The sequence below is a fragment of the Acinetobacter sp. YH12205 genome (assembly GCF_013418125.1).
GTDB classification, from domain to species: Bacteria; Pseudomonadota; Gammaproteobacteria; order Pseudomonadales; family Moraxellaceae; genus Acinetobacter; species Acinetobacter towneri.
Genome location: NZ_VPCQ01000006.1, coordinates 29927 through 51771, shown reverse-complemented (window position 1 = coordinate 51771; position 21845 = coordinate 29927). Strand labels below are relative to the sequence as shown.

Sequence of the window (21845 nt, the reverse complement as noted above, 5' to 3'; positions counted from 1 at the left end):
GTAGTAAAAGTATCCGCACAAGAAAAGTTAGATCAGGGAAAGAGAAAAAATGTCAGCATATTACACTTTACTCAAACGTGAACAACATGCCGATGGTGGCTGTACTGCGCACTATCATTGCAACATTCATGCACAAGGCGCGTGGAATCCGCATGAACAACACATGGCACCTGCAACGGGTATTTTGTGTGCAGAACTTGAGCAATTTATGCCGCGTGATGATATGCGAATTGGTCGGGTCGGTTTAGATATTTTTGGCTTAATTGCCTTTGGTGAATTTAGTATCACCACCCGTATGATTCGACCGGGTAAAACCATTGAGCTGATTGAAGCGGAAATGTGTGCTGAAGGAAAAACCTGTATTGTGGCGCGTGCATGGAAAATGAAAACCTCAGATACACGCGCAATTGCAGGATTGGAAGATTTACCGATAGAAAACCCTGAATATTTGCCCGATTGGGATGGCATGCGTTGTTGGCCGGGCGGCTATATTCAAAGCATTGAAACCCGTGCGCATTTAGATCGTCGTGCAGGTAAGGGCATCGTTTGGTTAAGAAACCAATTGGATATGGTTGAAAATCAAAGCACATCTAGTTTTGTGCGTTTATTGGGGATGGTGGATACCGCCAATGGCGTAGTGCCACGTTTAGACCCGAATGCGGGTTGGGGTTTTCCAAATTTAGATTTGCAAATGCATTTACACCGTTTACCGCAAGGCGAATGGCTAGGCTTGGAAGTAACACAACAATATGGTGAAGATGGTATTGGCTTAACGAGTGCAGTTTTGCATGATACTCAAGGGCCATTTGGACGTAGTGAGCAGATTTTAACTTTGCGTCAATTCTAAATCTATTCGATATCAAACAAAAAACATCAGGACGAATTGCTTCGTCCTTTTTTTATTGGCATGCTGTGTGCAGATTATTTCATCTTATTTTATCTGAAAATATTATGCGAATTAGTTTGATTGGTGCAGGGCGCGTTGCACATCATTTGGCTCATGTTTTAAACGCACAGCATCAAATTGTGCAAATTTATAGCCGTAGTCTGGACAAGGCGCAGCATTTGGCTGCGCAGGTTGGCGCAGAAGCGATTGCTGAAGTAGAAAAACTTCATTCAGATCTAGATTTAGTGATTATTGCAGTGAGTGATCAGGGCATTGCACAGGTGATTCAGGAAGTTCATCGTGATTTAAATCATGTGTTGATTGTGCATACCTCAGGCAGTACTAAATTAGATGTATTGCAACAGCATCATGTACGTTCAGGGGTATTTTATCCCTTGCAAACCTTTAGTTTAGAGCGTGAAATTGATTGGTCAGAAACGCCTTTATTTATAGAAGCTGCATTTGCTGAAGATCAGCAGCTTTTAATGACTTTGGCAAATAGCCTAAGCAAAAGGGTTTATGCCTATACTTCAGCACAGCGTTTGAGTTTGCATTTGGCTGCGGTATTTGCCTGTAATTTTAGTAATTATTGTTATGACATGGCTAAGCAAGTGGTCGATGCTCAGCAAGTAGATTTTAGTTTGCTGTATCCTCTTATTTTGGAAACTGCGCATAAAGCAACCCAAAATGATCCGCGTCAAATGCAAACAGGGCCTGCCATGCGGGGCGATCACAATATTTTAAAAATGCATCAGGACTTATTGGCAGTAGGGCAGCAACATGAACTTGCCGAAGTTTATGCGCTAATGAGCCAACAGATTTTAACGCGGCATCAATCTTAGTCATTTGATACGATAACACGAGTTCAAATAAAAAATGCTTCCTTGTGGAAGCATTTTTTCTAGCAGAAATTAGTTAATTTTCTTGAAGATAAAATCATTAATCTTATGACCTGCTTCAATTCCGCGGCGTTCAAACTTGGTTTGTGGACGCCATTCAGGGCGAGGGTAGCTATTGCCTTTACCCGCCAAGTTTTCTAAACGTGGACGGTTGTCCAATACATCCAGCATCCATTCTGCATACGGTTCCCAGTCGGTTGCTGCATGGAACGTACCGCCTAACACTAATTTTTGCTCTACCAACTCCATGCGTTCATGAGCAACAAAACGGCGTTTGAAGTGACGTTTTTTCTGCCATGGGTCTGGGAAATATAACTGTACCGTATCAATGCTATTGTCTGGCATTTCACGTAGCACTTGAATTGCATCGGCATCTAAGACACGTAAGTTGCTTAAACCTGCTGTACCTGCTTCATAAACGCACTGTGCAATCCCTGGAATATGGACTTCAATCCCGACAAAGTTACGTTCAGGATTGGCCTGCGCCATAAGTACCAAAGAACGCCCCATCCCAAAACCAATTTCTACTGTAAGCGGGTGTTCAGGGTGTTCAAAATGTTGACGTAAATCGCCAACAGGATATTCCAAAATTAAGTCGCCGTATTGTTCCAAGGCGCTACGTTGTGACGTATTCAATGGTGAAGAACGGCGCATGAACGTTACAATTTCACGATGCTCGTTGAGGTTGTCCAGCTCGACAACGTGCTGGTCTAATTGATCGTTCGACATAATTTTGGCAAATCTAATAAATTCGAATGCGGTATTTTAAGTCCTGAGCCATTGAAGTCAAACTTTTTCGCTGTTTTTCGCAGCGCCGTGCAAGATTGCGATACATCTGCATCTTTTGAGCATAAAAAATGCCGAATCATTAAGATTCAGCATTTAACATCATCAACGGTATTTTAATACAATAATTACGAATGGGTACTGTATTGATCAATTAAGGTATGACTGGCCTCATTCAATCCAATAATATGCACTTTAATTTGTTGGGCTTTAAATTTGTTCACCACGCTATTCAGCATATTTACAGAGGTAATATCCCAAATATGCGCATGCGTTAAGTCGATGGTGACATTGCTAATGTCTTCTGAAAAATCAAAAAACTGATAAAACTTTTCCGAACTGCTAAAGAAAATTTGCCCAGAAATCACATATTGGCGAGTATGTTCGCCCAATAAAAACGAACTGACTTTAACTTCACTTTCCAGTTTATTCACCAAAAATAAAGCAGAAAGCAGTACCCCGACAAAAACACCTAAAGCAAGGTTATGGGTAGCTAACACCACAATGACCACGGTTAACATGACAATATTGCTTTGTTTAGGATGCTTTTTAAAATTACGGATGGAATCCCAGTTAAAAGTCGTGAATGACACCATAATCATAATTGCGACCAGTGCTGCCATAGGAATATATACCAACCAATCTTTGAGAAAAACCACCAAGCACAGTAAAAACACGCCTGCAGTAAGTGTAGATAGACGGGTGCGCGCGCCAGAGCTGACGTTGATAACAGATTGCCCAATCATGGCACAGCCTGCCATACCACCCATAAAGCCACTGACAATATTGGCATAGCCTTGACCACGACATTCCTGATGCCGATCTGCTTCTGTGCCTGTAGCTTCATTGACAATCGTAGTGGTCATCATGGTTTCGAGTAAACCGACTGTGGCTAAGGTCATGGCATAAGGAAAAATAATAAATAAAGTTTCAAAATTCAGTGGAATGTCAGGCACTAGAAAAATAGGCAGCGTGTCGGGAAATTGTCCCAAATCGCTTACGGTACGCATATCTGCACCAAGTAATAAAGCAACCACACTCAGCACAATAATGCAGACCAAAGGCGAGGGAATGCTTTTACCAATTTTAGGAATGTATGGAAACAGATAGACTACCGCTAAACCTAATCCTACAAATAAATAGCCTAAGCCATCCATTTTCGATAATTCAGGCAGTTGCGCCACAAAAATTAAAATCGCCAAGGCATTTACAAAGCCATAAACTACCGATTGCGAAACAAAACGCATCAGTTTGGCAACTTTAAAATAGCCTGCTATAACCTGAATCAGCCCTGTGAGTACTGTTGCAGCCAATAAATATTGCAAACCATGTTCTTTGACGAGGGTAATCATCAGTAATGCCATAGCGCCTGTCGCGGCAGAAATCATGGCAGTACGCCCACCAAAAAAAGCAATCGTGACCGCAATACAGAACGATGCATATAAGCCGACTTGCGGATCGACGCCTGCTATAGCCGAAAAGGCAATTGATTCAGGAATTAATGCCAAACCTACCACTAAACCTGCCAAAACATCGGTGCGGATATTGGAAAACCATTCTTCTTTTTTCAGGCTAATCACAATCTCAATTTCATGAAACTTTAAAGGGCTGTATGTTAAAACATCTAGAGATAAAAAAGCAGGCAAAACAGACTTGAAAAAGCCTGTCTTTTGCAGGATAGTCAAAGCGTAAGGGCTTTTTAAGACATTTTCGCTTTTTTGCAATTTATAGGTTCAATCACTTGCAAGTTTGTGACAAGCGATTTACAACAGAGATAGTTATATAACAAGGATCAAATATGAAGCTTTATTATTCACCTGGCGCATGCTCTTTGGCAGCACATATTATTTTAAATGAAGTGAATGTCGATTTTGATATTGAGCGTGTAGATTTAAAAACCCATAAAACAGAAAAGGGTGCCGATTATTATGAAATTAACCCTAAAGGTTATGTACCTGCTTTAGAAATTAACCCAGGTTTAATTTTGACGGAAAACGTAGCGCTATTGCCATTTTTAGCGCAGCAAGACCCTAAACAGGATTTAATTCCGCCATCTGGTTTAGGTCGTGCTAAAGTTTTGGAATGGTTGGGTTATTTAAACTCTGAATTACATGACGCTTACGCAGTATTTTTTGGCGCGCCTTTAGATGCAGAAGCCAAAGAAAAAGCCTATGCAGAAATTGATCGCTTGTTGACTTATATTGATCAAGCGATTGCATCATCAGACCATGAATATTTGGTGGATGATAACTTTGGTCCAGCCGATGCGTATTTGTTTGTTATCACTAATTGGTCAAACTATATTGAGCATGATTTAACTCCGTATAGCCATGTGGTTGAAATCCGTAATAAAGTTGCTGCGCGTCAGTCGGTACAAATTGCTATGCGTGATGAAGGCTTGATTCCTTAATCGGCTTTTACTTGCCAGAATCAGATAATAAAAAAGACGTTGAGTTAACACTTAACGTCTTTTTATTTGAGTTGTCGGACTTGGAAAAGACCCTAATGATTATTTAAAGAAATAACCCGTTTCAGGTGAGCTGGCATTCGCCATACGCTTACGTGGCATACGTCCTGCCAAATAAGCTTCACGTCCTGCTTCTACTGCTTTACGCATCGCAGATGCCATTAGCACTGGGTTTTGTGCTGCTGCAATTGCAGTATTCATCAGCACACCATCGCAACCTAATTCCATTGCAATCGCAGCATCACTGGCAGTACCCACACCTGCATCTACCAATACAGGTACTTTGGCATTTTCTTTAATAATCGAAATGGTATGCGGGTTAAGAATACCTAAGCCTGAACCAATTAAACTACCTAATGGCATAATTGCCACGCAGCCCATACTTTCCAATTCTTGCGCCACAATCGGGTCATCGGAAGTGTAGACCATGATCTCAAAACCATCGTCAATTAGCGTGCGTGCAGCTTTTAAAGTTTCGGTGATATTTGGGTAAAGGGTTTTTTCATCGCCCAAAACTTCCAGTTTGACAAGGTTGTGACCATCTAGCAATTCACGCGCCAGCATGCAGGTGCGCACGGCACTGTTGGCATCAAAACATCCTGCTGTATTTGGCAAAATGGTGTATTTTTCTGGTGGAATTACGGAAAGTAAGTTTGGCTGATCTGGATGTTGCCCAATGTTTACACGACGAATGGCAACCGTGACAATTTCTGCGCCACTGGCTTGAATCGCCAAATCTGTTTCGGTTAAATCTTTATATTTGCCCGTACCCACCAATAAACGTGAATTAAAGGTACGTGAACCAATTTTAAAGGTATCTTGCATGGGTGCTCCGAGTTTAGCCGCCACCAACGGCATGAATAATTTCAATGCGGTCTTGATCGCAAATAGGGGTTTCGGCAAGTTTACTTTTGGCAATAATTTTTTCGTTTTGCTCCACAGCAAAACGTTTGCCTTCTAAATCTAATGCCTGAATCAGTTGTAACAGGGTCGTGTGAGAGGTCTGTTGTGTTTCGCCATTCAGATAAATTTGCATGACCGTGAATCCATCTTCAAAATTACAAAATACAATTGAGCTTTATTTAGCATATTTCATGGCTTGCCATGCTAAGGTCAGCCAGCCCGCAATCATGAGCACACCACCAATTGGGGTAATCATGCCCAAGCCGCGTACAATGTCCAATGCCATGATATAAAGTGAACCGCAGAAAAATAAAATACCCAGTTGGATTAGAATAAAACTGGCTTTAATGGGAAGTTGTGGAATCACTTTAGCTAAGATGCCTAATGCCAAAAGTCCAAGAGCATGATAGAAAAAATAATCTGTTGCAGTTTGCCACCAACCCAATTGAACCTCAGTTGCACGGGCTTTTAAACCATGTGCACCAAATGCACCAAGTAATACCGCAACCGCTAAATTCAAGGCAGAAATTGCAATCCACATACGCAAATTGACCTATTTAATTTTGCGCTTAACCTTAGCACATTTTTAAGCTTGGGAAAATCTGAGAATTGCCTGCCCGTATGTGGGTTGTACAAATCCAAGACAATAAAAAAGGGCAGTTTGCCCAATTTTATTTTTCGATGTGTTTGTATTCATCTTGAGAGTGTCAGTTTAGTTTGATGACATTGCCACTTTAATTTTTTCCATGGCATTTTTTTCGAGCTGACGAATACGTTCTGCTGAAACATTATATTCTGCTGCCAATTCATGCAGGGTCGATTTATCATCATCTAACCAGCGACGCTGCAAAATGTTACGTGAACGATCATCCAACTGCTCCATGGCTTCATGTAGGGCAGAAGTGCTTTGTTCTTCGTAGTCTTCGTTTTCGACCAAACGTGCAGGGTCGTAACGGTTATCTTCCAAATACAATGCAGGTGCAACATAAGTTGAACCTTCATCGTCATCATCGCCCTGTGCTTCAAAAGCTGCGTCATAAGCGGTTAAACGACCTTCCATTTCCAAGACTTGTTCTGCAGTTACATTTAAGTCATTGGCAATAGATTGTGCTTCTTCAAGCGTCAGTTTTTTGCTAGATTTTTTGAGACTACGCAAATTAAAGAACAATTTACGCTGTGCTTTGGTGGTGGCAATTTTAACAATACGCCAGTTACGAATAACATATTCGTGAATTTCAGCTTTAATCCAATGCACGGCAAATGACACCAAACGCACGCCCATATTCGGGTCAAAGCGTTTCACGGCTTTCATTAAGCCCAAGTTGCCTTCCTGAATTAAATCGCCCTGCGGTAAACCATAGCCCGCATAACTTCGTGCAATATGCACCACAAAACGTAAATGCGACATGACCAACATTTTGGCCGCGTCTAAATCTTGATCGTAATAATAACGCTCGGCTAACTCTTTTTCTTGTTCAGCCGTTAAAATAGGAATTTGGTTAACAGTACTAATATAAGCCCCGAGGTTTACCCCTGGTGCAGATAATGACAGGGGCATCAACTGATTGCTGCTGTCACTCATGAGATCTCCTTATAGGATTGGGTAGGTAAAATAACCGATGTCTTTATCTTAATGCCAATATTCTACTTAAATAAGTAAAATTGGTGTAGATATGTAAATCTTTATAGCAATAAGCGGCGAATATTAAGTCATTAAAACAAATGAACAATCAAATAGATGCACTTATTGCGATGATTTTGGCTTGGCAACATCAATCACATAATGAAACTCTGTTGCCGAAATCTGGCTTGCTTCACAGCCGTATTGATGTAACTGACAATAACGCGCCACATCTTGCTGGCTGTGCGGATCAGATGACTTCAATAAAAACCGTGCAGAATCTGAATGTTTAAGGGCACGTTTCAGCATCAATAAAGGCATAGGACAAGGTTGTCCCATAGCATCAATCACTATGATAGGTTGTTCAGCATCACACAGCATTGAAGTAAAATTTCGCCTTAAAAAACAGAATGATCATATTAGCAAATTCGTTCACAAATCCCAAATAAATTTCATCTGAAGCATCGGGGCTATTCATTGCGCGGCTTACTGCGCATAAGGGCAAGAGAATTGGCTTATTTTGTGAGATATTTGCAATAAAATTTATAGATCAAAATTGTGCTAAGTCACTTAACAGAAATAAAAATTTTCCATTTGTTCAAATCGTTTCAAACTGAACAAGATAAATCAAAAAAAATCTATTAATTGTCATAAACCCGTGTTAAGCTCGATGCGTATTTAGGATTTTAGATAGACAATCGTTGTTTGTCGCCCTATTACAAATGGATGTAACCGGGATTTTGTTAATAGTTATACAGAATGATTACAAGCTTAGAAATAAAAATATTTTTAAACTTTGTTTGCTCTGCTGTTTGCAACACCGGGTGGTCCTTCTTTTTAATCAATGAGGATTAACTTATGACAGCTCGTGAACAAGGCGTAGTTAAATGGTTCAACGACACTAAAGGCTTTGGCTTTATCCAACGCAATGGCGGCGACGATGTATTCGTTCACTTCCGTGCGATCCAAGGTGACGGCCACCGTTCACTTCGTGACGGCCAACGTGTTGAATTCAGCGTAGTAAAAGGCCAAAAAGGCTTCCAAGCTGAAGAAGTACAGCCATTAGACTAATCACTCGATTATTCTAAAAAAACGCTCCAATCCTGATTGGGGCGTTTTTTATTTGTATTTCTGTTTATAATAGGTCAGTTTTTTGTCTGTATAAGTTCGAGCACATATTTATGTCATCTGGTTTTGAAACCTTAAATTTACATCCGCAATTGAAACAGGCTATTGATGCTTTGGGTTTCAAGGAAATGACGCCAATTCAGCAAAAGGTTTTAAAATTTACTTTGGCTGGACATGATGCCATTGGTCGTGCGCAAACAGGTACAGGAAAAACTGCTGCCTTTTTAATTAGTGTGATCAACGATTTATTGAATAACCCAATTCAAGGACAGCGTTATCGTGGTGAACCACGTGCATTGGTTTTAGCGCCTACGCGTGAATTGGCTTTGCAAATCGAAAGTGATGCAAAAGACTTAACCAAATTTACCGACTTAAATGTGGTGACTTTGTTGGGTGGTGTAGATTTTGATAAGCAAAAGTCACAACTCAATAAAAACTTTGTCGATATTATTGTTGCGACACCAGGGCGCTTGATTGATTTTGTAGAACAAAAAGAAGTTTGGCTAGATCAGATTGAGTTTTTAGTGATTGATGAAGCAGACCGCTTGCTGGATATGGGCTTTATTCCATCGGTAAAACGTATTGTGCGTTATTCACCGCGTAAGGAACAGCGTCAGACGTTAATGTTCTCGGCAACTTTTAGTTATGATGTGTTGAACTTGGCTCAACAGTGGTTATTTGAACCTGTTACAGTCGAAATTGAACCTGAAAAGAAAACCAATGCCGATGTTGAGCAACGGGTATATATGGTTGCCAAAACCGATAAATACAAATTGCTTGAAGAAATTTTACGTGATGAGCCGATTGAAAAAGTCATGATTTTTGCCAATCGGCGTGATCAGGTGCGTAAGCTTTATGATCATTTAAAGCGTGATGGCTATAAAGTGGTGATGTTGTCAGGTGAAATTGCCCAAGACAAACGCTTAAAAATGCTGGATCAGTTTAAAAATGGCAAACATAACATCATGATTGCAACAGACGTTGCAGGGCGTGGTATTCATGTCGATGGTGTTTCGCATGTGGTGAATTTCACTTTGCCTGAACAGTCAGATGATTATGTCCACCGTATTGGTCGTACAGGTCGTGCAGGTACACGTGGTGTGAGTATTAGCTTCTTGTCGGAAGATGATGCGTTCTATTTACCAGAAATTGAAAAAGCCATTGGTCAAAAATTGCCATTAACACGTTTAGATGGTTATTGCTAATTACTCATTTAAGCTATTTTTTAGTTTAAATCCTGCTGTTCTTAGTTTAAAAGTCGCTCTCAGTGGAGCGACTTTTTTGTATTTGCTTCTTATGTCGTGCTGTAATAATTTACTTTGCCTGACATCTAAAGGTCAGCACAGTTTGATAATCATCATCACGGGCAATATCAGTATTACGTCCCGCAATTGTACCTAAAACAGTTGCTGCCGCCTGAATCATTTGTCCCGTTTGCTCATCGACTACACCTTTGAGTGCGCCGTTATAAGATGTTTTTTCATCAACCAAGACTGGAGCGGCACGAGTACCACAGGTTTTATTGGCAGCTGTAATTGCATTATTTTTGGCAATAATATTACTTTTACCTAAACCTGTGACTTCATATAGGTTGTTTTCTTTTTGAATGGCAAGAGAATTATTTGGCGTGGTGGCACATGCGGTTAAAAGTGCAAAAACGGCAAGGCTAGAAAAGGCGACTATTTTTTTCATATCTACCTCGGGGCTAAAACGCTGTAGCGCGTATTGTTTGTTGATGATATTTCAATTCAAATGTGTAGAGATTGAAAATAACAATTTGATCTAGTTGAACATAATTTGGATGGTTTTAGATGTAGACACTGTATAGGCTGTGTTGATAATTCGTCATTCATTTATACACATCAAACCCAATCCATAATGTATTTTCATGCTCTTAAACTATAGATGAATGCGTCAAAGCATCATTGTTTAGATGTGCTGAGCAGGTTCATCTTAAAAGTGCAGACATATAGACCCTAATCAGAATCTTGCAAATAAGCATACGGAAATAGCGCAATTTTTTGAGTTTATGCTAATCTTAACCGAGCTTTTTGAAATAGTTATATAAGTCAATGACGGATACAGCGGTAGAAATCGTTCATCAAAATATTCATCAACGTCAGTCTACGGGGCAGTTAGTTGAACCTGCACCAAATACTGAGCAGCTAGAAATGGCTTTTCAGGCAGCTTTAACCGCGCCAGATCATCATCGTTTAAAACCTACGCGCTTTGTGGTGATTACTGCCGAGCAACGTGCAGCATTTGGTGAGTTACTTTCTCAAGCCTTGGCAGACATGGGCGAAACCGATGCGGTTCAGTTGGAGCGAGTGAAACAGCATCCATTTCGTGCGCCACTTTTAGTGTTGGCGTTAACGCAATTTCAGGATCATCCAAAAGTGCCACGTTTTGAGCAGACTTTAAGTACAGGCGCTGCGGTACAGAACTTTTTACTGTCTTTGCAGGCGCAGGGCTTTGCCAGTATGTGGCGTAGTGGGGCAGTCGTTGAGTCGAACTTGCTGAAACAAGCTTTAAACTTAAATGCAGATGATTTAATTTCAGGCATTATTTATGTGGGAACAGCGGCTAAAGCCATTCCTGCACGCGCTGAGTTGAATACGCAAGCTTATGTTCGTTATTGGAACGCATAAGTCTTTATTTTTAGGATATAACAATAATGTCAGAGTTAAATTTTGCCGATTTGGTTGAACCTGTTGCAATAGATCGAAAAACTGCGTTACGCATTACAGTGCTAGGTGGTGGCAGTTTTGGTACAGCAATGGCCAATACAGCAGTGCGTAATGGCTGCGACACGATGATTTGGATTCGTGATGAAGCAACTGCCAAAGAAATTAATGAAACGCATATTAATCGACGTTATTTGCCAGATTTTCAGTTGGAGCAGGGTTTAAGAGCCGTTTCAGATTTGGAAACTGCAGTTCGTGACCGTGACATTATTTTAGTGGCTATTCCAAGTCATTCTTTCCGTGATGTGTTGCGTCAAATTAAACCTTTTATTAGTGCGCAAGCAGTGGTGTCTTTAACCAAGGGTATTGAAGCCAAAACCTTTAGTTTTATGAGCGATATTATCCGTGAAGAATTGCCAGAAGTGCCGTATGGTGTATTGTCTGGCCCGAACCTTGCCAAAGAAATTGTGGCGGGGCAGCCTGCAGGTACGGTTATTGCCAGTCATTCTGAATTGGTGCGTTATGCGGTGCAGCAAGCTTTACACAGTGCGTTATTCCGTGTTTTTGCCAGCGATGATGTGAATGGTGTGGAATTAGGCGGTGCGCTGAAAAATATTTATGCTGTGGCGATGGGCATGGCAGCCGCTTATAACGTGGGTGAAAATACCAAGAGTATGATTTTAACCCGTGCATTGGCAGAAATGAGTCGTTTTGCGGTTAAGCTTGGTGCAAATCCATTGACCTTCTTAGGGTTGTCTGGTGTCGGTGACTTGTTTGCAACATGTAGCAGTCCATTGAGTCGTAACTATCAAGTGGGTTATGCACTGGGTAAAGGTAAAACTTTGGAACAAGCCACAGAAGAATTGGGGCAAACAGCCGAAGGGATTAATACCATTGTACAAGTGCGTGCGCGCTCGAATGAATTAGATGTGTATATGCCAATTACTTGTGCGCTTTATGAAGTGATTTTTGAAGGTGCGCCACCCATGAACATTGCGCTGTCTTTAATGAAGAATGGACATCGTAGTGATGTGGAATTTGTCTTGCCGCATCATCAAGTTTAGTTTTACATCCATAAAAACAGCGCCACAGTAGGTAAAAACTTGCATGGAATATGACAGTTTGGTGAACTGAATTGTCATATTCTCAGGTTATACTGAGCGCATAATTTGAGTTAAATTGACACAACTTAATGTGTATCATCCTATAAGGAAATTCTATGCAACTGACTCTTGTTCGTCATGGTGAAGCCGCTCCTGCGATTATGGGCAATGATCATCAGCGTCCTTTGACTGAGCGTGGTCATATACAAGCACAAGAAACGGCAGACTATTTAAAAAATATCATTCAGCCCGATGTGTTTGTGGTTAGTCCTTTATTGCGTGCACAAGAAACCTTGGCACATTTGCAGCAATATTTTAAAGATGTGCCTGTGGTGGTCTGCAATACCATTAAACCTGAAGATGATGCAAAAGTTGCGGTGGAATGGTTGTCACAATTGCCGTATGAGTCAATTGCGGTGGTGTGTCACATGAATGTGGTGGCACACATGGCAGAAATTTTGACTTCAGAATCTTTCCATCCCTATCATTTGGCAGAAGCACGTATTTATGAGCAGGCAGTAATTGCTGCGGGACTTTCAACCCAAATCAAAAGTTTTATTCCAAACGCATAAAATAAATGTATAAAGTTAAATACAATTCAACGGTAGAACGATAATAATGCTGTATTTATGGATGCCAGAAGCCAATGGGGTTTGGCAATGGTCAAATGGGGAACACTGGACACAGGCAGATAATCTTGATGCCTTGATTCAGGCATTGCAATCTTTTCAAGGAAAAGATGCTGTGGTGTTTTTCCCAAGCCGTGATGTGCAAATTATGCAACAAACTTTACCTAAAGCCCAATATAAACAATTGGGTACCGATGGTGTGAAGTATTTATTAGAAGAATATACCGTATTGCCAATTGATGCGATGCAGGTGGCTCATCATTTTCAGCCACCTGAGCAAATAACCGTGTTGGGAGTTGCTAAGCATAGTATTGAAACCTATTTGCATGTATTAAGTTTGTTGCCAGTTAAAATCAGTGCATTGTTACCTGACTTTTTAATCTTGCCGCAACCTGATGTAGGGCAAACGGTGATTGGAAATATTTGCGGATGCTTGTTGGTACGTGAAAGTGAATTTTTAGGTTATTCAGTTGATGATCTGGCGCTTTATCTAGATTATCAAACTGCAGAACGAAACTATAAAATCACCAACTTTAGTGCAGAGCAAATACAAAGTATTGAAGCATTTGCAACACAAGAGCAGTTAGAAAGCTTTCATTATGTAGTACCTGCATTGGCGAAAGCCAAACAGCATCCATTCAACATGCTGCCAAAAGCCAAGCAAGATACGGGTATTTCAGGTTATTGGAAAGCCTGTGCAGCAGTGTTGCTCGGGATTTTAATTGTGCAATTTAGCTATGATGCACTGCGCTGGAGCAAGCTTAAAAAAGTAGCAGATCAAACAGCGGTTCAAGCCATAGAACAATATCAATATTGGTTTGGCGCAAACAGCCGTATTACCGAGCAAAATATTCAAAGCCAGTTTGAAAGTCAGGTACGCATGAGTAAAAATGCAGATACTCAAGCGCTGCAATTGCTCAGTCGTGTTGGCCCTGTGTTGATGCAAAATCAAATTGTGGCTAATCGTGTGAGTTTTGATGCCAATATGTTGAACATGGAATTGAATGCTAATTCGGCAGCGACCTTGCAAGCGCTCACTCAGCAATTGAATCAGCAGGGTTTTAAGGTCGAGCTGGGTAATATTCAGCCGAGCGCGTCAGGTGCAGTAGGATTGGTGAAAATACAATAATGAAAGCCATGGAAAAAATGTCGACTTGGTTCGATCAACGTATTGAACTGGTGCAAGATTATTTAGATCGTTTAAATACACGTGAGCGTGTTTTGGTGGTGTTTACCACAATCTTTGTGATCGTTGCTGCGGTGGGTTCTGCATTGTGGTATATGCATGCCGCAGCCGAAAAACAGCAAAAACGGGTGAATGATCTTAAAGATTTGGTGGTGGTGATGCAAAGTCATGCAGTCACAATGAAACCAGCTAATGATGCTCAACTCAGTGCAGCCGATAAAATTCAGCGTGTGGCTCAGCAACAAGGCTTATCGGTTGCTTCGCAGCAAAGTGGTGACAAGATGCAACTTGTAGCGAGTCATGTCAATTATGCCGTGTTGGCAAATTTTTTAACCCAATTAGCGCAAATGGGTTTAAGTATTGAAAAAATGGAATTAATTTCTGAAGCAGGGCAGATTAAATTAACAGCGACAGTCCAGTAAAGGTTAAAAATAAAGTCCGAAACTCGGAAAATAAACCCATGTCAAGCATAGCGTTTTGACTGGGCTAAGCCTATAATATGGCGACTTAGAAAGCAGTAGACTTTTGCAGATATGTTGTATTCTCTAGCCCGCCCGTTGTTATTTTCTTTAGCACCAGAGCGTGCACATGAGCTGACACTATCACTATTGAAATCGAGCCATAAAATGGGCTTGATGCGTCAAAAGACTGTAGCGAAACCTGTGACGTGTATGGGAATTGAATTCCCTAATCCAGTAGGTTTGGCAGCAGGTCTAGACAAAAATGGTGCGTATATTGATGCCTTGGCTGGTTTAGGCTTTGGGTTTATTGAAATTGGTACCATTACGCCACGTCCTCAAGTGGGCAATCCGCATCCACGTTTATTCCGCATTCCGCAGGCCAAAGCCATTATTAACCGTATGGGTTTTAATAATGATGGGGTCGATCAGCTGATTGAAAACGTCAAAGCGGCAAAATTTAAAGGCATTTTGGGGATTAATATTGGTAAAAATGCCGATACGCCAGTTGAAAATGCAGTAGATGATTATCTGATTTGTTTAGAAAAAGTCTATAACTATGCCTCTTATATCACCGTAAACATTTCATCACCGAATACCAAAAACTTGCGTAGTTTGCAAAGTGGTGATGCGCTGACTGAGTTATTGCAAACCCTCAAACAGCGTCAGTTGGAGTTAGCCGAAGAACATCAACATTATGTGCCGTTGGTATTAAAAGTTGCTCCAGATCTAGACCCTGAAGATATTCAGTTTATTGCCAAACAATTATTGCAATTCAAAATTGATGGTCTGATTGTGACCAATACCACTTTGTCGCGCGAAGGTGTAGAAAACTTGCCGCATGGCGATGAAGCAGGTGGTTTATCGGGTGCGCCTGTGTTTGAAAAAAGTACTGCATGTTTGGCAGCATTTTCAGCAGCACTGAAAGGTGAAATTCCTTTAATTGGTGTAGGTGGCATTTTATCGGGCGAACAAGCGGTTGCCAAAAAAAATGCAGGTGCAAGCTTGGTTCAGGTGTATAGTGGTTTAATCTATGCAGGTCCTGAGCTGGTTCAAGATTGTGTGAACGCCTTATAACTTATGAATACCATTGATATCGTTATTCTGATTCTCTTGCTTATTGGAGGGTTGAACGGTTTGCGACAAGGATTTATTAAAGCCTTTGCGAACTTGGTAGGATGGATTTTTGCCCTAATTGTTGCGGCAAAATATGCAGTTGTCCTAGCACCTTCGATGACAGCACTCAGTAGCGATCCTGTGGTACAAAAAATTGCAGCCTTTGCATTTATTGTCTTGGTGATTGTGGTACTGACCTGGATTGTAACCGCTGTTTTAAATGGTGTTTTAAAGAGCTTGAAACTTGGCCCATTAAATCGTTTGGCAGGCGGTGCATTTGGTACCTTGAAAGGCTTACTCATTGTTCTTATTACCATTCAAGGCATTGGTCCTTGGGTCGAAAGCTCGCCTTATTGGAAACAGTCTAAATTTGTGCAAACTTTATTGCCGTATGCACCGTGGGCAACAGAACTGTCCAAAGACGCTGCCAATGAGGCTTTACAGCACATCAAGTCGAAAGATGCCGCGCCATCTTCCGACATCGCATCTGACGCAAAAGAAAACCGCTCTGGCGCAGATGGCTCAACGAATAATCCTTTTTATTAATCCCTAGCTGGTCTGCGAGGTTGCTATGTGTGGAGTTGTTGGTATAGCTGGTAAATCACCTGTTAACCAAATGTTGTTTGATGCATTAACGATGTTACAACATCGTGGACAGGATGCAGCTGGGATCGTAACTTGCCACAATGGACGTTTGTTCTTGCGTAAAGATAACGGTATGGTGCGTGATGTATTCCATACGCGTCACATGCGTGCGTTGCAAGGTAATTATGGTATTGGGCACGTGCGTTATCCAACTGCAGGTTCATCTAGCAGTGCCGAAGCGCAGCCATTTTATGTGAACTCGCCGTACGGGATTACTTTGGCACACAATGGTAATTTGACCAATGCCGAAGAAATTCACGAAGATCTGTTTAAAACAGATTTACGTCACATGAACACCGATTCTGACTCGGAAGTGTTATTGAACGTATTTGCACATGAGTTGCAAAAACGTGGCAAATTAAATCCAACGCCTGAAGATATTTTTCATGTGATCAGCCGTGTGCATGAGCGTTGCAAGGGTGCTTATGGCGTTGTCGCAATGATTACAGGTCAAGGCTTGGTTGGTTTTCGTGACCCAAATGGTATTCGTCCATTGATTTATGGTTCGCGTGAAACTGAACAGGGCATGGAATATATTATTGCATCAGAATCTGTGGCAATTACTGCACTTGGCTTTAAAGTTGAGCGTGATATTGCACCGGGTGAAGCGATTTTTATTAATGATGCGGGTGAGTTATTTACTCAGCAATGTGCAACTAAACCTGAATATCGCCCATGTATTTTTGAGTATGTATATTTTGCTCGTCCAGATGCGACCATTGATGGTATTTCAGTGTACAAAGCGCGTTTGAAAATGGGCGAGAAACTGGCGCATAAAATTACTCAAGAGTGGGGCGAGCAGCACGATATTGATGTCGTTATTCCAATTCCAGATACATCACGTACTTCAGCTTTAGAATTGGCAAATACTTTAGGGGTCAAATTCCGTGAAGGTTTTATGAAAAACCGTTATATCGGACGTACCTTTATTATGCCGGGTCAGCAATTGCGTAAAAAATCAGTACGCCAAAAACTCAACCCTGTAGAGCTTGAGTTTAAAGGCAAAAATGTACTGTTGGTGGATGACTCGATTGTCCGTGGTACGACCTGTAACGAAATTATCCAAATGGCGCGTGATGCAGGTGCGAAAAAAGTATTCTTTGCTTCTGCAGCGCCAATGGTGAAATATCCAAACGTGTATGGTATTGATATGCCAGCCAAAGATGAATTAATTGCGTCTAACCGTAATGTTGAAGAAATTCGTGAAATTATTGGTGCAGACCGTTTAATTTTCCAAGATTTAGAAGACTTAAAACAAGCGGTTCGTACCCATAAAGTGCCACATTTAACTGAATTTGATTGTTCAGTATTTGATGGTGTGTATGTAGCTGGCGGAATTGACGAAGCTTATCTGAATGATCTTGAGCAAAAGCGCAACGACTTGGCTAAAAAAGGCAAAGATGGTTATATTGATGTCAATATTGATGCTGCGTCAGTAGACTTAACTGGTGTAAAAGAGAGTTAATTCTTTTTCTGATCAGCTCAGTGAGAAAAGCGGGAAATTCCCGCTTTTTTCATTTATGATGGTGGCTCAAATACAATGTAATTCAGGATGTTTACATTGAGGTCTGTGAGTAGTTACTTGATTAAAAACAAAAATATGATTTGGTCTGCAATTTTATGTTTGGTTGCAGTCGCTTTGACCCTGTTTATCTTAAACACAGTTTTGGGTCTGTTGGTCTATTATGTCGATTCAAGCCAATCCATCTATTGGCACAGTCTAAGTCCATACTGGATTACGGTCTTGGTGTTGATTATGACTGTATCCGTTATTTTGGAATTTTACGTTTTTCGCTCAGGCGGTCATTCTTTGGCAAAACAATTGGGTGCGCGTCGTTTAACCCAGTTTGAAAGTACCCCAGAAGAAAGTACAGCGCTCAAACTGACCGAACAATTGGCAGATACCTTTCAAATTCCAGCACCTACCGTGTATGTATTGCCCGATGAAATTGGGGTGAATGCCTTAACTGCAGGCTTTAGTCATAAAGACATTGTGATTATTTTGACTTGGGGCGCTTTGCAAAACTTGGATGAGCAAGAGCTTTATGGATTGCTCAGCCATGAGTTTAACCATATTTTAAGTGGTGAAACCATTGATAATACTAAACTTAAAATCCTCTACAGTAGTCTAACCACGTTTAGTAAGTGGGGCAGTAGCATCGCCAAACTTGGTTTTGGACAACATCGTGATGCGCCGCCACATAAGTTAGCGACTTTTTTTGTGGCTGTAGGTGGTGGTATTTGGTTGTTTGGCAGTTTAGGAGTGTTGATTACCCGCTTAATTAAATATATTAGTCTAAGCGGACGTACCTTTAAAAATGATTTAAAAACCAAACGCCTGATTCGAAACAATGCCAATATTCAAACTTTGCTGCGGATTTATGTGCATCATGCGGGATCGCAAATTCATAGTGAATATTCAGAATCGATTTCCCACATGTGCTTTGCTAACTCGCTCAGTCCGCAAAGCTGGATGAATATTCATCCAAGTATTGAAGCCCGTATTTTTGAGCTTGATCCAACCTTGGTGCAAGACTTACAACTCGAAAATTTGAAGCGTTTACGCAATCAGCCTTTGTTTAGCCTATTTCGCTCGTTAGAAGAAATGAATGCTGAATATTATGCGCCGTGGAGCTCGCCGCAACCTTTGCCTTTGCTGCGCTTGTCGCCGATTAGCTTTGCAATTAATGATGCAATTAAGCCACTCAAGCCTGAAATTCGCAATAACATGCCGCGTCCAGAGCTAATTCAGCGTGCCTTACAAACGGCAACGGGTTCGCGTGAGGTGATTGTCGCTATTTTGATGATTCGCCAATATCGTGAATTTATTCCTGCTGAAGCAGAAGTGAGTCGTGCAATTGTAGATGCTTTATTACATTTGGATGGGCGAGTACATATCTCGATTTTCCATGAAGCGTGTAAAAATATTGGTGGTATGCCGCTGAGTATCGCACGGCAGTTTCTAACCAAATTGGCAAAAATCATTCAGGAAGATGGCGAGATTGGTTTGTTGGATGCCTTGCTGCTTGAACGTATTAAGTTTGAATTGAACTTGCTGCCTTTACATACACCTGCAGCGTTACACGAAGTTAAACCGCAAATTGTACGTTTAATCGATGCTTTATTGCATGTGCAGCAAATTAATAGTGTTAATCAGTTAGATGTACGTGAACGTATTTTAGAACGTGTTTTAACTGCAGATGAATTGATTGATTATGAAGAAATTTCAGATGAACCGATTGATTTATCAGAAATTTTAAATGATATGGCAGGTTTGCTGCTGCGTGATCGACTGATGGTGTTAGGCATTGCTGAAATTTGTTTGTGGAATGACCGTATTATCACCCAAGATGAATTGGATGTTTTGGAGTTGCTCTATTGGCGTTTAGGTTTTAAAACCGAAGAAATCGTCGAGCAAATGCAAAAACAAAACAGTTTGATGATTGTGTGACACTGATTGACTAGGTGTGTTTAAAGCAGATTTTGAAAAAATACGAATAGGTCAGATTGGGTGAAAGAAAGCACAGCATTGTGCAGCCTTTCTAGGTAGAATAGGTGCTATCTTGCATGTTGTTCTGTGATAAATACGTGCAGCGAAAAATTAGATGGGTGATGATAAACATGATGGGGCATCAGCGTGACATTTTAGCCAGTTTGGGAATCGATATTTGGGTTTCCAGAATGGCTGTGTCTCAAACTTTGCCACAATCATCGGTTTGGCGCGACCAAGCTGCACCTGAAATACACAGCGAAATTATTGTTCCTGCTGCAGTACCTCAACAATTAAAACAACAACAGCCGATTATTCACGAAAAGCCTAAGCAAGAACCATCTCCGCAACATACGACAGTTGAAGCGGCCGCGCCAGAAGTTGTTCCTGAAGCGCGTGTCATGCTGCAAATTGAAGCATTTAGTATTGAAGCTTTGCAGTTGCCACATTGTGTCATTTTGGTAGAAAGCACTACCTTGAGTCAGGAACAGCAACAATTGTGGCGTAATATTCAACATGCGCTACAGGCCGAATATCACGTATTGCAATGGCCTTTTGCTTTAGAAGTATTACAAGACGGCATCGGGGTAGAAAATTATGTGCAAGGTTTTGTTGATGTCTTGAGCACAGATAAAAACATGCTGATTTTAGGTCAATTACCACATTTTAAATCTGAACAATGTTTGCATTTAGCCAGCTTGCAAGAGATGTTAGATCAACCGCTGTTGAAAAAAAGTCTGTGGGATGCGATACAAATCACATCGTTACAGCCTAAAGCCTAAGTCAATTCAGATATTTAAAACTCTACATATACAAGCAATTGTAGACACGAAACAGGGATAATCATGCGTAAAAAAGTGGTAGTGTTTAGTCAAATTGATGCAGAAATTTTAAGTAAGCTAGAGCAAGATTATCAGGTGGTGCAGGTCAGCCCGAAGTTGGGTGACGTGAATCAACAGTTGCTTGAGCATGTGCAAGATGCGGATGGCATGATTGGTGCAGGGCGCTTGCTTAATCAAAGCAACTTGCATACTGCGACTAAACTCAAAGTGATTTCGAGTGTAAGTGTCGGTTACGACAACTATGATGTAGATTATTTAACCCAACAAAAGATTAGTCTTTGCCATACACCGCATGTCTTGACTGAAACCACAGCAGATTTAGCCTTTACTTTATTGATGAGTGCAGCACGACAAGTGCCATATTTAGATCGGTGGACTAAACAAGGGCAATGGAAACGTACCGTGGGTGCAGCACAGTTTGGACAGGATATTTATGGTAAAACCATTGGTATTGTAGGTTTGGGGCATATTGGTGCGGCTATCGCACGGCGTGCATTTCATGGTTTTAATATGAATGTGGTGTACCACAATCGTCGTGAAAAAATGGAAGTGGCGAAGGCATTTAATGCAGAATATTTAAGTCTGGATGAATTGCTGCAACAGTCTGATTTTGTGGTACTGGCAGTCGATTTAAATGCAGACTCTAAAGCCTTAATTGGTCAGCGTGAACTTGATTTAATGCCGTCTCATGCAATTTTGGTCAATATTTCGCGTGGTTCGGTCATTGATGAGCAGGCACTTATTCAGACCTTACAAGCAGGCAAAATTTTTGCCGCAGCTTTGGATGTCTATGACAAAGAACCACTGCAAGAATCACCATTATTTGAGTTAGATAATGTCGTGACTTTGCCGCACATTGGTTCAGCAACTGCAGCAACTCGTCGACAAATGGCAAACTTAGCCTATAAAAATTTAGTTGATGCGCTGGAAGGACGTCGCCCGCAATATGTTGTTAATCCTGCTTGTTATACGTCTTAAAGTTAAAGATGATTTGGTAAAAAT

General features: G+C 41.0%; 24 protein-coding genes. 16 read left to right on the top strand and 8 right to left on the bottom strand.

The genetic code is table 11. From position 1 onward, the window contains the following. Nucleotides 1-49 precede the first annotated feature (49 nt). Nucleotides 50-847, top strand: coding sequence for a thioesterase family protein (locus FTU92_RS09600; protein WP_180072277.1), 798 nt, complete (start codon nt 50-52; stop codon nt 845-847). A gap of 104 nt (nt 848-951) precedes the next feature. Continuing rightward, nucleotides 952-1728 carry a Rossmann-like and DUF2520 domain-containing protein gene (locus FTU92_RS09595; RefSeq protein WP_180096154.1) on the top strand — a complete coding sequence of 259 codons (777 nt, stop codon included), beginning with the start codon at nt 952-954 and terminating at the stop codon, nt 1726-1728. Nucleotides 1729-1797: 69 nt separating this feature from the next. Here the strand turns inward: FTU92_RS09595 and trmB are convergent, their stop codons facing one another. Continuing rightward, entirely contained in the window at nt 1798-2514 is a 717-nt protein-coding gene (gene trmB / locus FTU92_RS09590) for a tRNA (guanosine(46)-N7)-methyltransferase TrmB (protein ID WP_179989759.1), read from the bottom strand. A gap of 185 nt (nt 2515-2699) precedes the next feature. Continuing rightward, nucleotides 2700-4151 carry a SulP family inorganic anion transporter gene (locus tag FTU92_RS09585; RefSeq protein ID WP_180096152.1) on the bottom strand — a complete coding sequence of 484 codons (1452 nt, stop codon included), beginning with the start codon at nt 4149-4151 and terminating at the stop codon, nt 2700-2702. Nucleotides 4152-4369: 218 nt separating this feature from the next. Here FTU92_RS09585 and FTU92_RS09580 point away from each other — a divergent pair, with 218 nt between their 5' ends. Then, entirely contained in the window at nt 4370-4981 is a 612-nt protein-coding gene (locus FTU92_RS09580; protein ID WP_096902535.1) for a glutathione binding-like protein, read from the top strand. Nucleotides 4982-5080: 99 nt separating this feature from the next. Here the strand turns inward: FTU92_RS09580 and FTU92_RS09575 are convergent, their stop codons facing one another. From FTU92_RS09575 to FTU92_RS09555, 5 genes are all read right to left on the bottom strand, one after another. Next, nucleotides 5081-5863, bottom strand: a complete 783-nt coding sequence (locus FTU92_RS09575) for a thiazole synthase (protein ID WP_004971502.1) — start codon at nt 5861-5863, stop codon at nt 5081-5083. 13 nt (nt 5864-5876) lie between these two features. Next, nucleotides 5877-6074, bottom strand: a complete 198-nt coding sequence (gene thiS, locus FTU92_RS09570) for a sulfur carrier protein ThiS (RefSeq protein WP_104851805.1) — start codon at nt 6072-6074, stop codon at nt 5877-5879. 42 nt (nt 6075-6116) lie between these two features. Continuing rightward, nucleotides 6117-6482 (bottom strand): DUF423 domain-containing protein, encoded by a 366-nt coding sequence (locus FTU92_RS09565; protein ID WP_179988422.1) that lies wholly within the window; start codon nt 6480-6482, stop codon nt 6117-6119. A gap of 171 nt (nt 6483-6653) precedes the next feature. Next, entirely contained in the window at nt 6654-7523 is an 870-nt protein-coding gene (gene rpoH, locus FTU92_RS09560; RefSeq protein ID WP_004971496.1) for an RNA polymerase sigma factor RpoH, read from the bottom strand. A 162-nt stretch (nt 7524-7685) separates the two neighbouring features. Beyond that, nucleotides 7686-7943 carry a sulfurtransferase TusA family protein gene (locus FTU92_RS09555; RefSeq protein WP_004971495.1) on the bottom strand — a complete coding sequence of 86 codons (258 nt, stop codon included), beginning with the start codon at nt 7941-7943 and terminating at the stop codon, nt 7686-7688. A gap of 477 nt (nt 7944-8420) precedes the next feature. Between FTU92_RS09555 and FTU92_RS09550 the strand changes: the two genes are divergently transcribed. Together FTU92_RS09550 and rhlB are read left to right on the top strand one after the other, a co-directional pair. Beyond that, a complete protein-coding gene (locus FTU92_RS09550) occupies nt 8421-8633 on the top strand; it encodes a cold-shock protein (protein ID WP_004648643.1) in 213 nt (70 codons plus the stop codon). Nucleotides 8634-8743: 110 nt separating this feature from the next. Continuing rightward, on the top strand, nt 8744-9895 hold the full coding sequence (gene rhlB, locus FTU92_RS09545; RefSeq protein WP_004971493.1) for an ATP-dependent RNA helicase RhlB: 1152 nt from the start codon (nt 8744-8746) through the stop codon (nt 9893-9895). A gap of 109 nt (nt 9896-10004) precedes the next feature. Here rhlB and FTU92_RS09540 read toward each other — a convergent pair whose 3' ends face one another. Continuing rightward, nucleotides 10005-10382, bottom strand: a complete 378-nt coding sequence (locus FTU92_RS09540) for a hypothetical protein (RefSeq protein WP_004971490.1) — start codon at nt 10380-10382, stop codon at nt 10005-10007. Between the two features lie 380 nt (nt 10383-10762). Between FTU92_RS09540 and FTU92_RS09535 the strand changes: the two genes are divergently transcribed. From FTU92_RS09535 to FTU92_RS09485, 11 genes are all read left to right on the top strand, one after another. Then, on the top strand, nt 10763-11338 hold the full coding sequence (locus FTU92_RS09535) for a nitroreductase (RefSeq protein WP_131261340.1): 576 nt from the start codon (nt 10763-10765) through the stop codon (nt 11336-11338). 26 nt (nt 11339-11364) lie between these two features. After that, nucleotides 11365-12438: an NAD(P)H-dependent glycerol-3-phosphate dehydrogenase gene (locus FTU92_RS09530; RefSeq protein WP_004971486.1), complete on the top strand. Its 1074-nt coding sequence runs from the start codon at nt 11365-11367 to the stop codon at nt 12436-12438. 155 nt (nt 12439-12593) lie between these two features. Continuing rightward, complete coding sequence (locus FTU92_RS09525; protein WP_004971483.1) at nt 12594-13049, top strand: histidine phosphatase family protein; 456 nt, start codon at nt 12594-12596, stop codon at nt 13047-13049. A gap of 46 nt (nt 13050-13095) precedes the next feature. Next, nucleotides 13096-14235: a type II secretion system protein GspL gene (gspL, locus tag FTU92_RS09520; protein ID WP_180096150.1), complete on the top strand. Its 1140-nt coding sequence runs from the start codon at nt 13096-13098 to the stop codon at nt 14233-14235. Next, entirely contained in the window at nt 14235-14714 is a 480-nt protein-coding gene (gene gspM, locus FTU92_RS09515; RefSeq protein WP_179988424.1) for a type II secretion system protein GspM, read from the top strand. Before gspL ends, gspM begins: the two co-directional genes overlap by 1 nt. 111 nt (nt 14715-14825) lie before the next feature. Then, nucleotides 14826-15827, top strand: a complete 1002-nt coding sequence (locus FTU92_RS09510) for a quinone-dependent dihydroorotate dehydrogenase (RefSeq protein WP_179989335.1) — start codon at nt 14826-14828, stop codon at nt 15825-15827. 3 nt (nt 15828-15830) lie between these two features. Next, complete coding sequence (locus FTU92_RS09505; RefSeq protein ID WP_004971476.1) at nt 15831-16412, top strand: CvpA family protein; 582 nt, start codon at nt 15831-15833, stop codon at nt 16410-16412. Nucleotides 16413-16437: 25 nt separating this feature from the next. Then, nucleotides 16438-17976 (top strand): amidophosphoribosyltransferase, encoded by a 1539-nt coding sequence (purF, locus tag FTU92_RS09500; RefSeq protein WP_179988425.1) that lies wholly within the window; start codon nt 16438-16440, stop codon nt 17974-17976. A 96-nt stretch (nt 17977-18072) separates the two neighbouring features. Then, nucleotides 18073-19962 (top strand): M48 family metalloprotease, encoded by a 1890-nt coding sequence (locus FTU92_RS09495; RefSeq protein WP_096902540.1) that lies wholly within the window; start codon nt 18073-18075, stop codon nt 19960-19962. 170 nt (nt 19963-20132) lie between these two features. Next, nucleotides 20133-20783, top strand: a complete 651-nt coding sequence (locus FTU92_RS09490) for a hypothetical protein (protein ID WP_004971470.1) — start codon at nt 20133-20135, stop codon at nt 20781-20783. Nucleotides 20784-20846: 63 nt separating this feature from the next. Next, nucleotides 20847-21821, top strand: coding sequence for a D-glycerate dehydrogenase (locus FTU92_RS09485; RefSeq protein ID WP_104851813.1), 975 nt, complete (start codon nt 20847-20849; stop codon nt 21819-21821). The last annotated feature ends 24 nt before the right edge of the window (nt 21822-21845 follow it).

Bases quoted from the DNA above. Each gene is read 5' to 3' on its own strand.
- FTU92_RS09600 (WP_180072277.1), top strand. From the start codon at position 50: ATGTCAGCATATTACACTTTACTCAAACGTGAACAACATGCCGATGGT.
- FTU92_RS09565 (WP_179988422.1), bottom strand. From the start codon at position 6,482: ATGTGGATTGCAATTTCTGCCTTGAATTTAGCGGTTGCGGTATTACTT.
- FTU92_RS09555 (WP_004971495.1), bottom strand. From the start codon at position 7,943: ATGCTGTGTGATGCTGAACAACCTATCATAGTGATTGATGCTATGGGA.
- rpoH (WP_004971496.1), bottom strand. From the start codon at position 7,523: ATGAGTGACAGCAGCAATCAGTTGATGCCCCTGTCATTATCTGCACCA.
- FTU92_RS09530 (WP_004971486.1), top strand. From the start codon at position 11,365: ATGTCAGAGTTAAATTTTGCCGATTTGGTTGAACCTGTTGCAATAGAT.
- FTU92_RS09490 (WP_004971470.1), top strand. From the start codon at position 20,133: ATGATGGGGCATCAGCGTGACATTTTAGCCAGTTTGGGAATCGATATT.
- FTU92_RS09540 (WP_004971490.1), bottom strand. From the start codon at position 10,382: ATGAAAAAAATAGTCGCCTTTTCTAGCCTTGCCGTTTTTGCACTTTTA.
- trmB (WP_179989759.1), bottom strand. From the start codon at position 2,514: ATGTCGAACGATCAATTAGACCAGCACGTTGTCGAGCTGGACAACCTC.
- purF (WP_179988425.1), top strand. From the start codon at position 16,438: ATGTGTGGAGTTGTTGGTATAGCTGGTAAATCACCTGTTAACCAAATG.
- gspL (WP_180096150.1), top strand. From the start codon at position 13,096: ATGCTGTATTTATGGATGCCAGAAGCCAATGGGGTTTGGCAATGGTCA.
- FTU92_RS09575 (WP_004971502.1), bottom strand. From the start codon at position 5,863: ATGCAAGATACCTTTAAAATTGGTTCACGTACCTTTAATTCACGTTTA.
- FTU92_RS09505 (WP_004971476.1), top strand. From the start codon at position 15,831: ATGAATACCATTGATATCGTTATTCTGATTCTCTTGCTTATTGGAGGG.
- FTU92_RS09580 (WP_096902535.1), top strand. From the start codon at position 4,370: ATGAAGCTTTATTATTCACCTGGCGCATGCTCTTTGGCAGCACATATT.
- FTU92_RS09485 (WP_104851813.1), top strand. From the start codon at position 20,847: ATGCGTAAAAAAGTGGTAGTGTTTAGTCAAATTGATGCAGAAATTTTA.
- FTU92_RS09595 (WP_180096154.1), top strand. From the start codon at position 952: ATGCGAATTAGTTTGATTGGTGCAGGGCGCGTTGCACATCATTTGGCT.
- FTU92_RS09535 (WP_131261340.1), top strand. From the start codon at position 10,763: ATGACGGATACAGCGGTAGAAATCGTTCATCAAAATATTCATCAACGT.
- rhlB (WP_004971493.1), top strand. From the start codon at position 8,744: ATGTCATCTGGTTTTGAAACCTTAAATTTACATCCGCAATTGAAACAG.
- FTU92_RS09510 (WP_179989335.1), top strand. From the start codon at position 14,826: ATGTTGTATTCTCTAGCCCGCCCGTTGTTATTTTCTTTAGCACCAGAG.
- gspM (WP_179988424.1), top strand. From the start codon at position 14,235: ATGAAAGCCATGGAAAAAATGTCGACTTGGTTCGATCAACGTATTGAA.
- FTU92_RS09525 (WP_004971483.1), top strand. From the start codon at position 12,594: ATGCAACTGACTCTTGTTCGTCATGGTGAAGCCGCTCCTGCGATTATG.
- thiS (WP_104851805.1), bottom strand. From the start codon at position 6,074: ATGCAAATTTATCTGAATGGCGAAACACAACAGACCTCTCACACGACC.
- FTU92_RS09550 (WP_004648643.1), top strand. From the start codon at position 8,421: ATGACAGCTCGTGAACAAGGCGTAGTTAAATGGTTCAACGACACTAAA.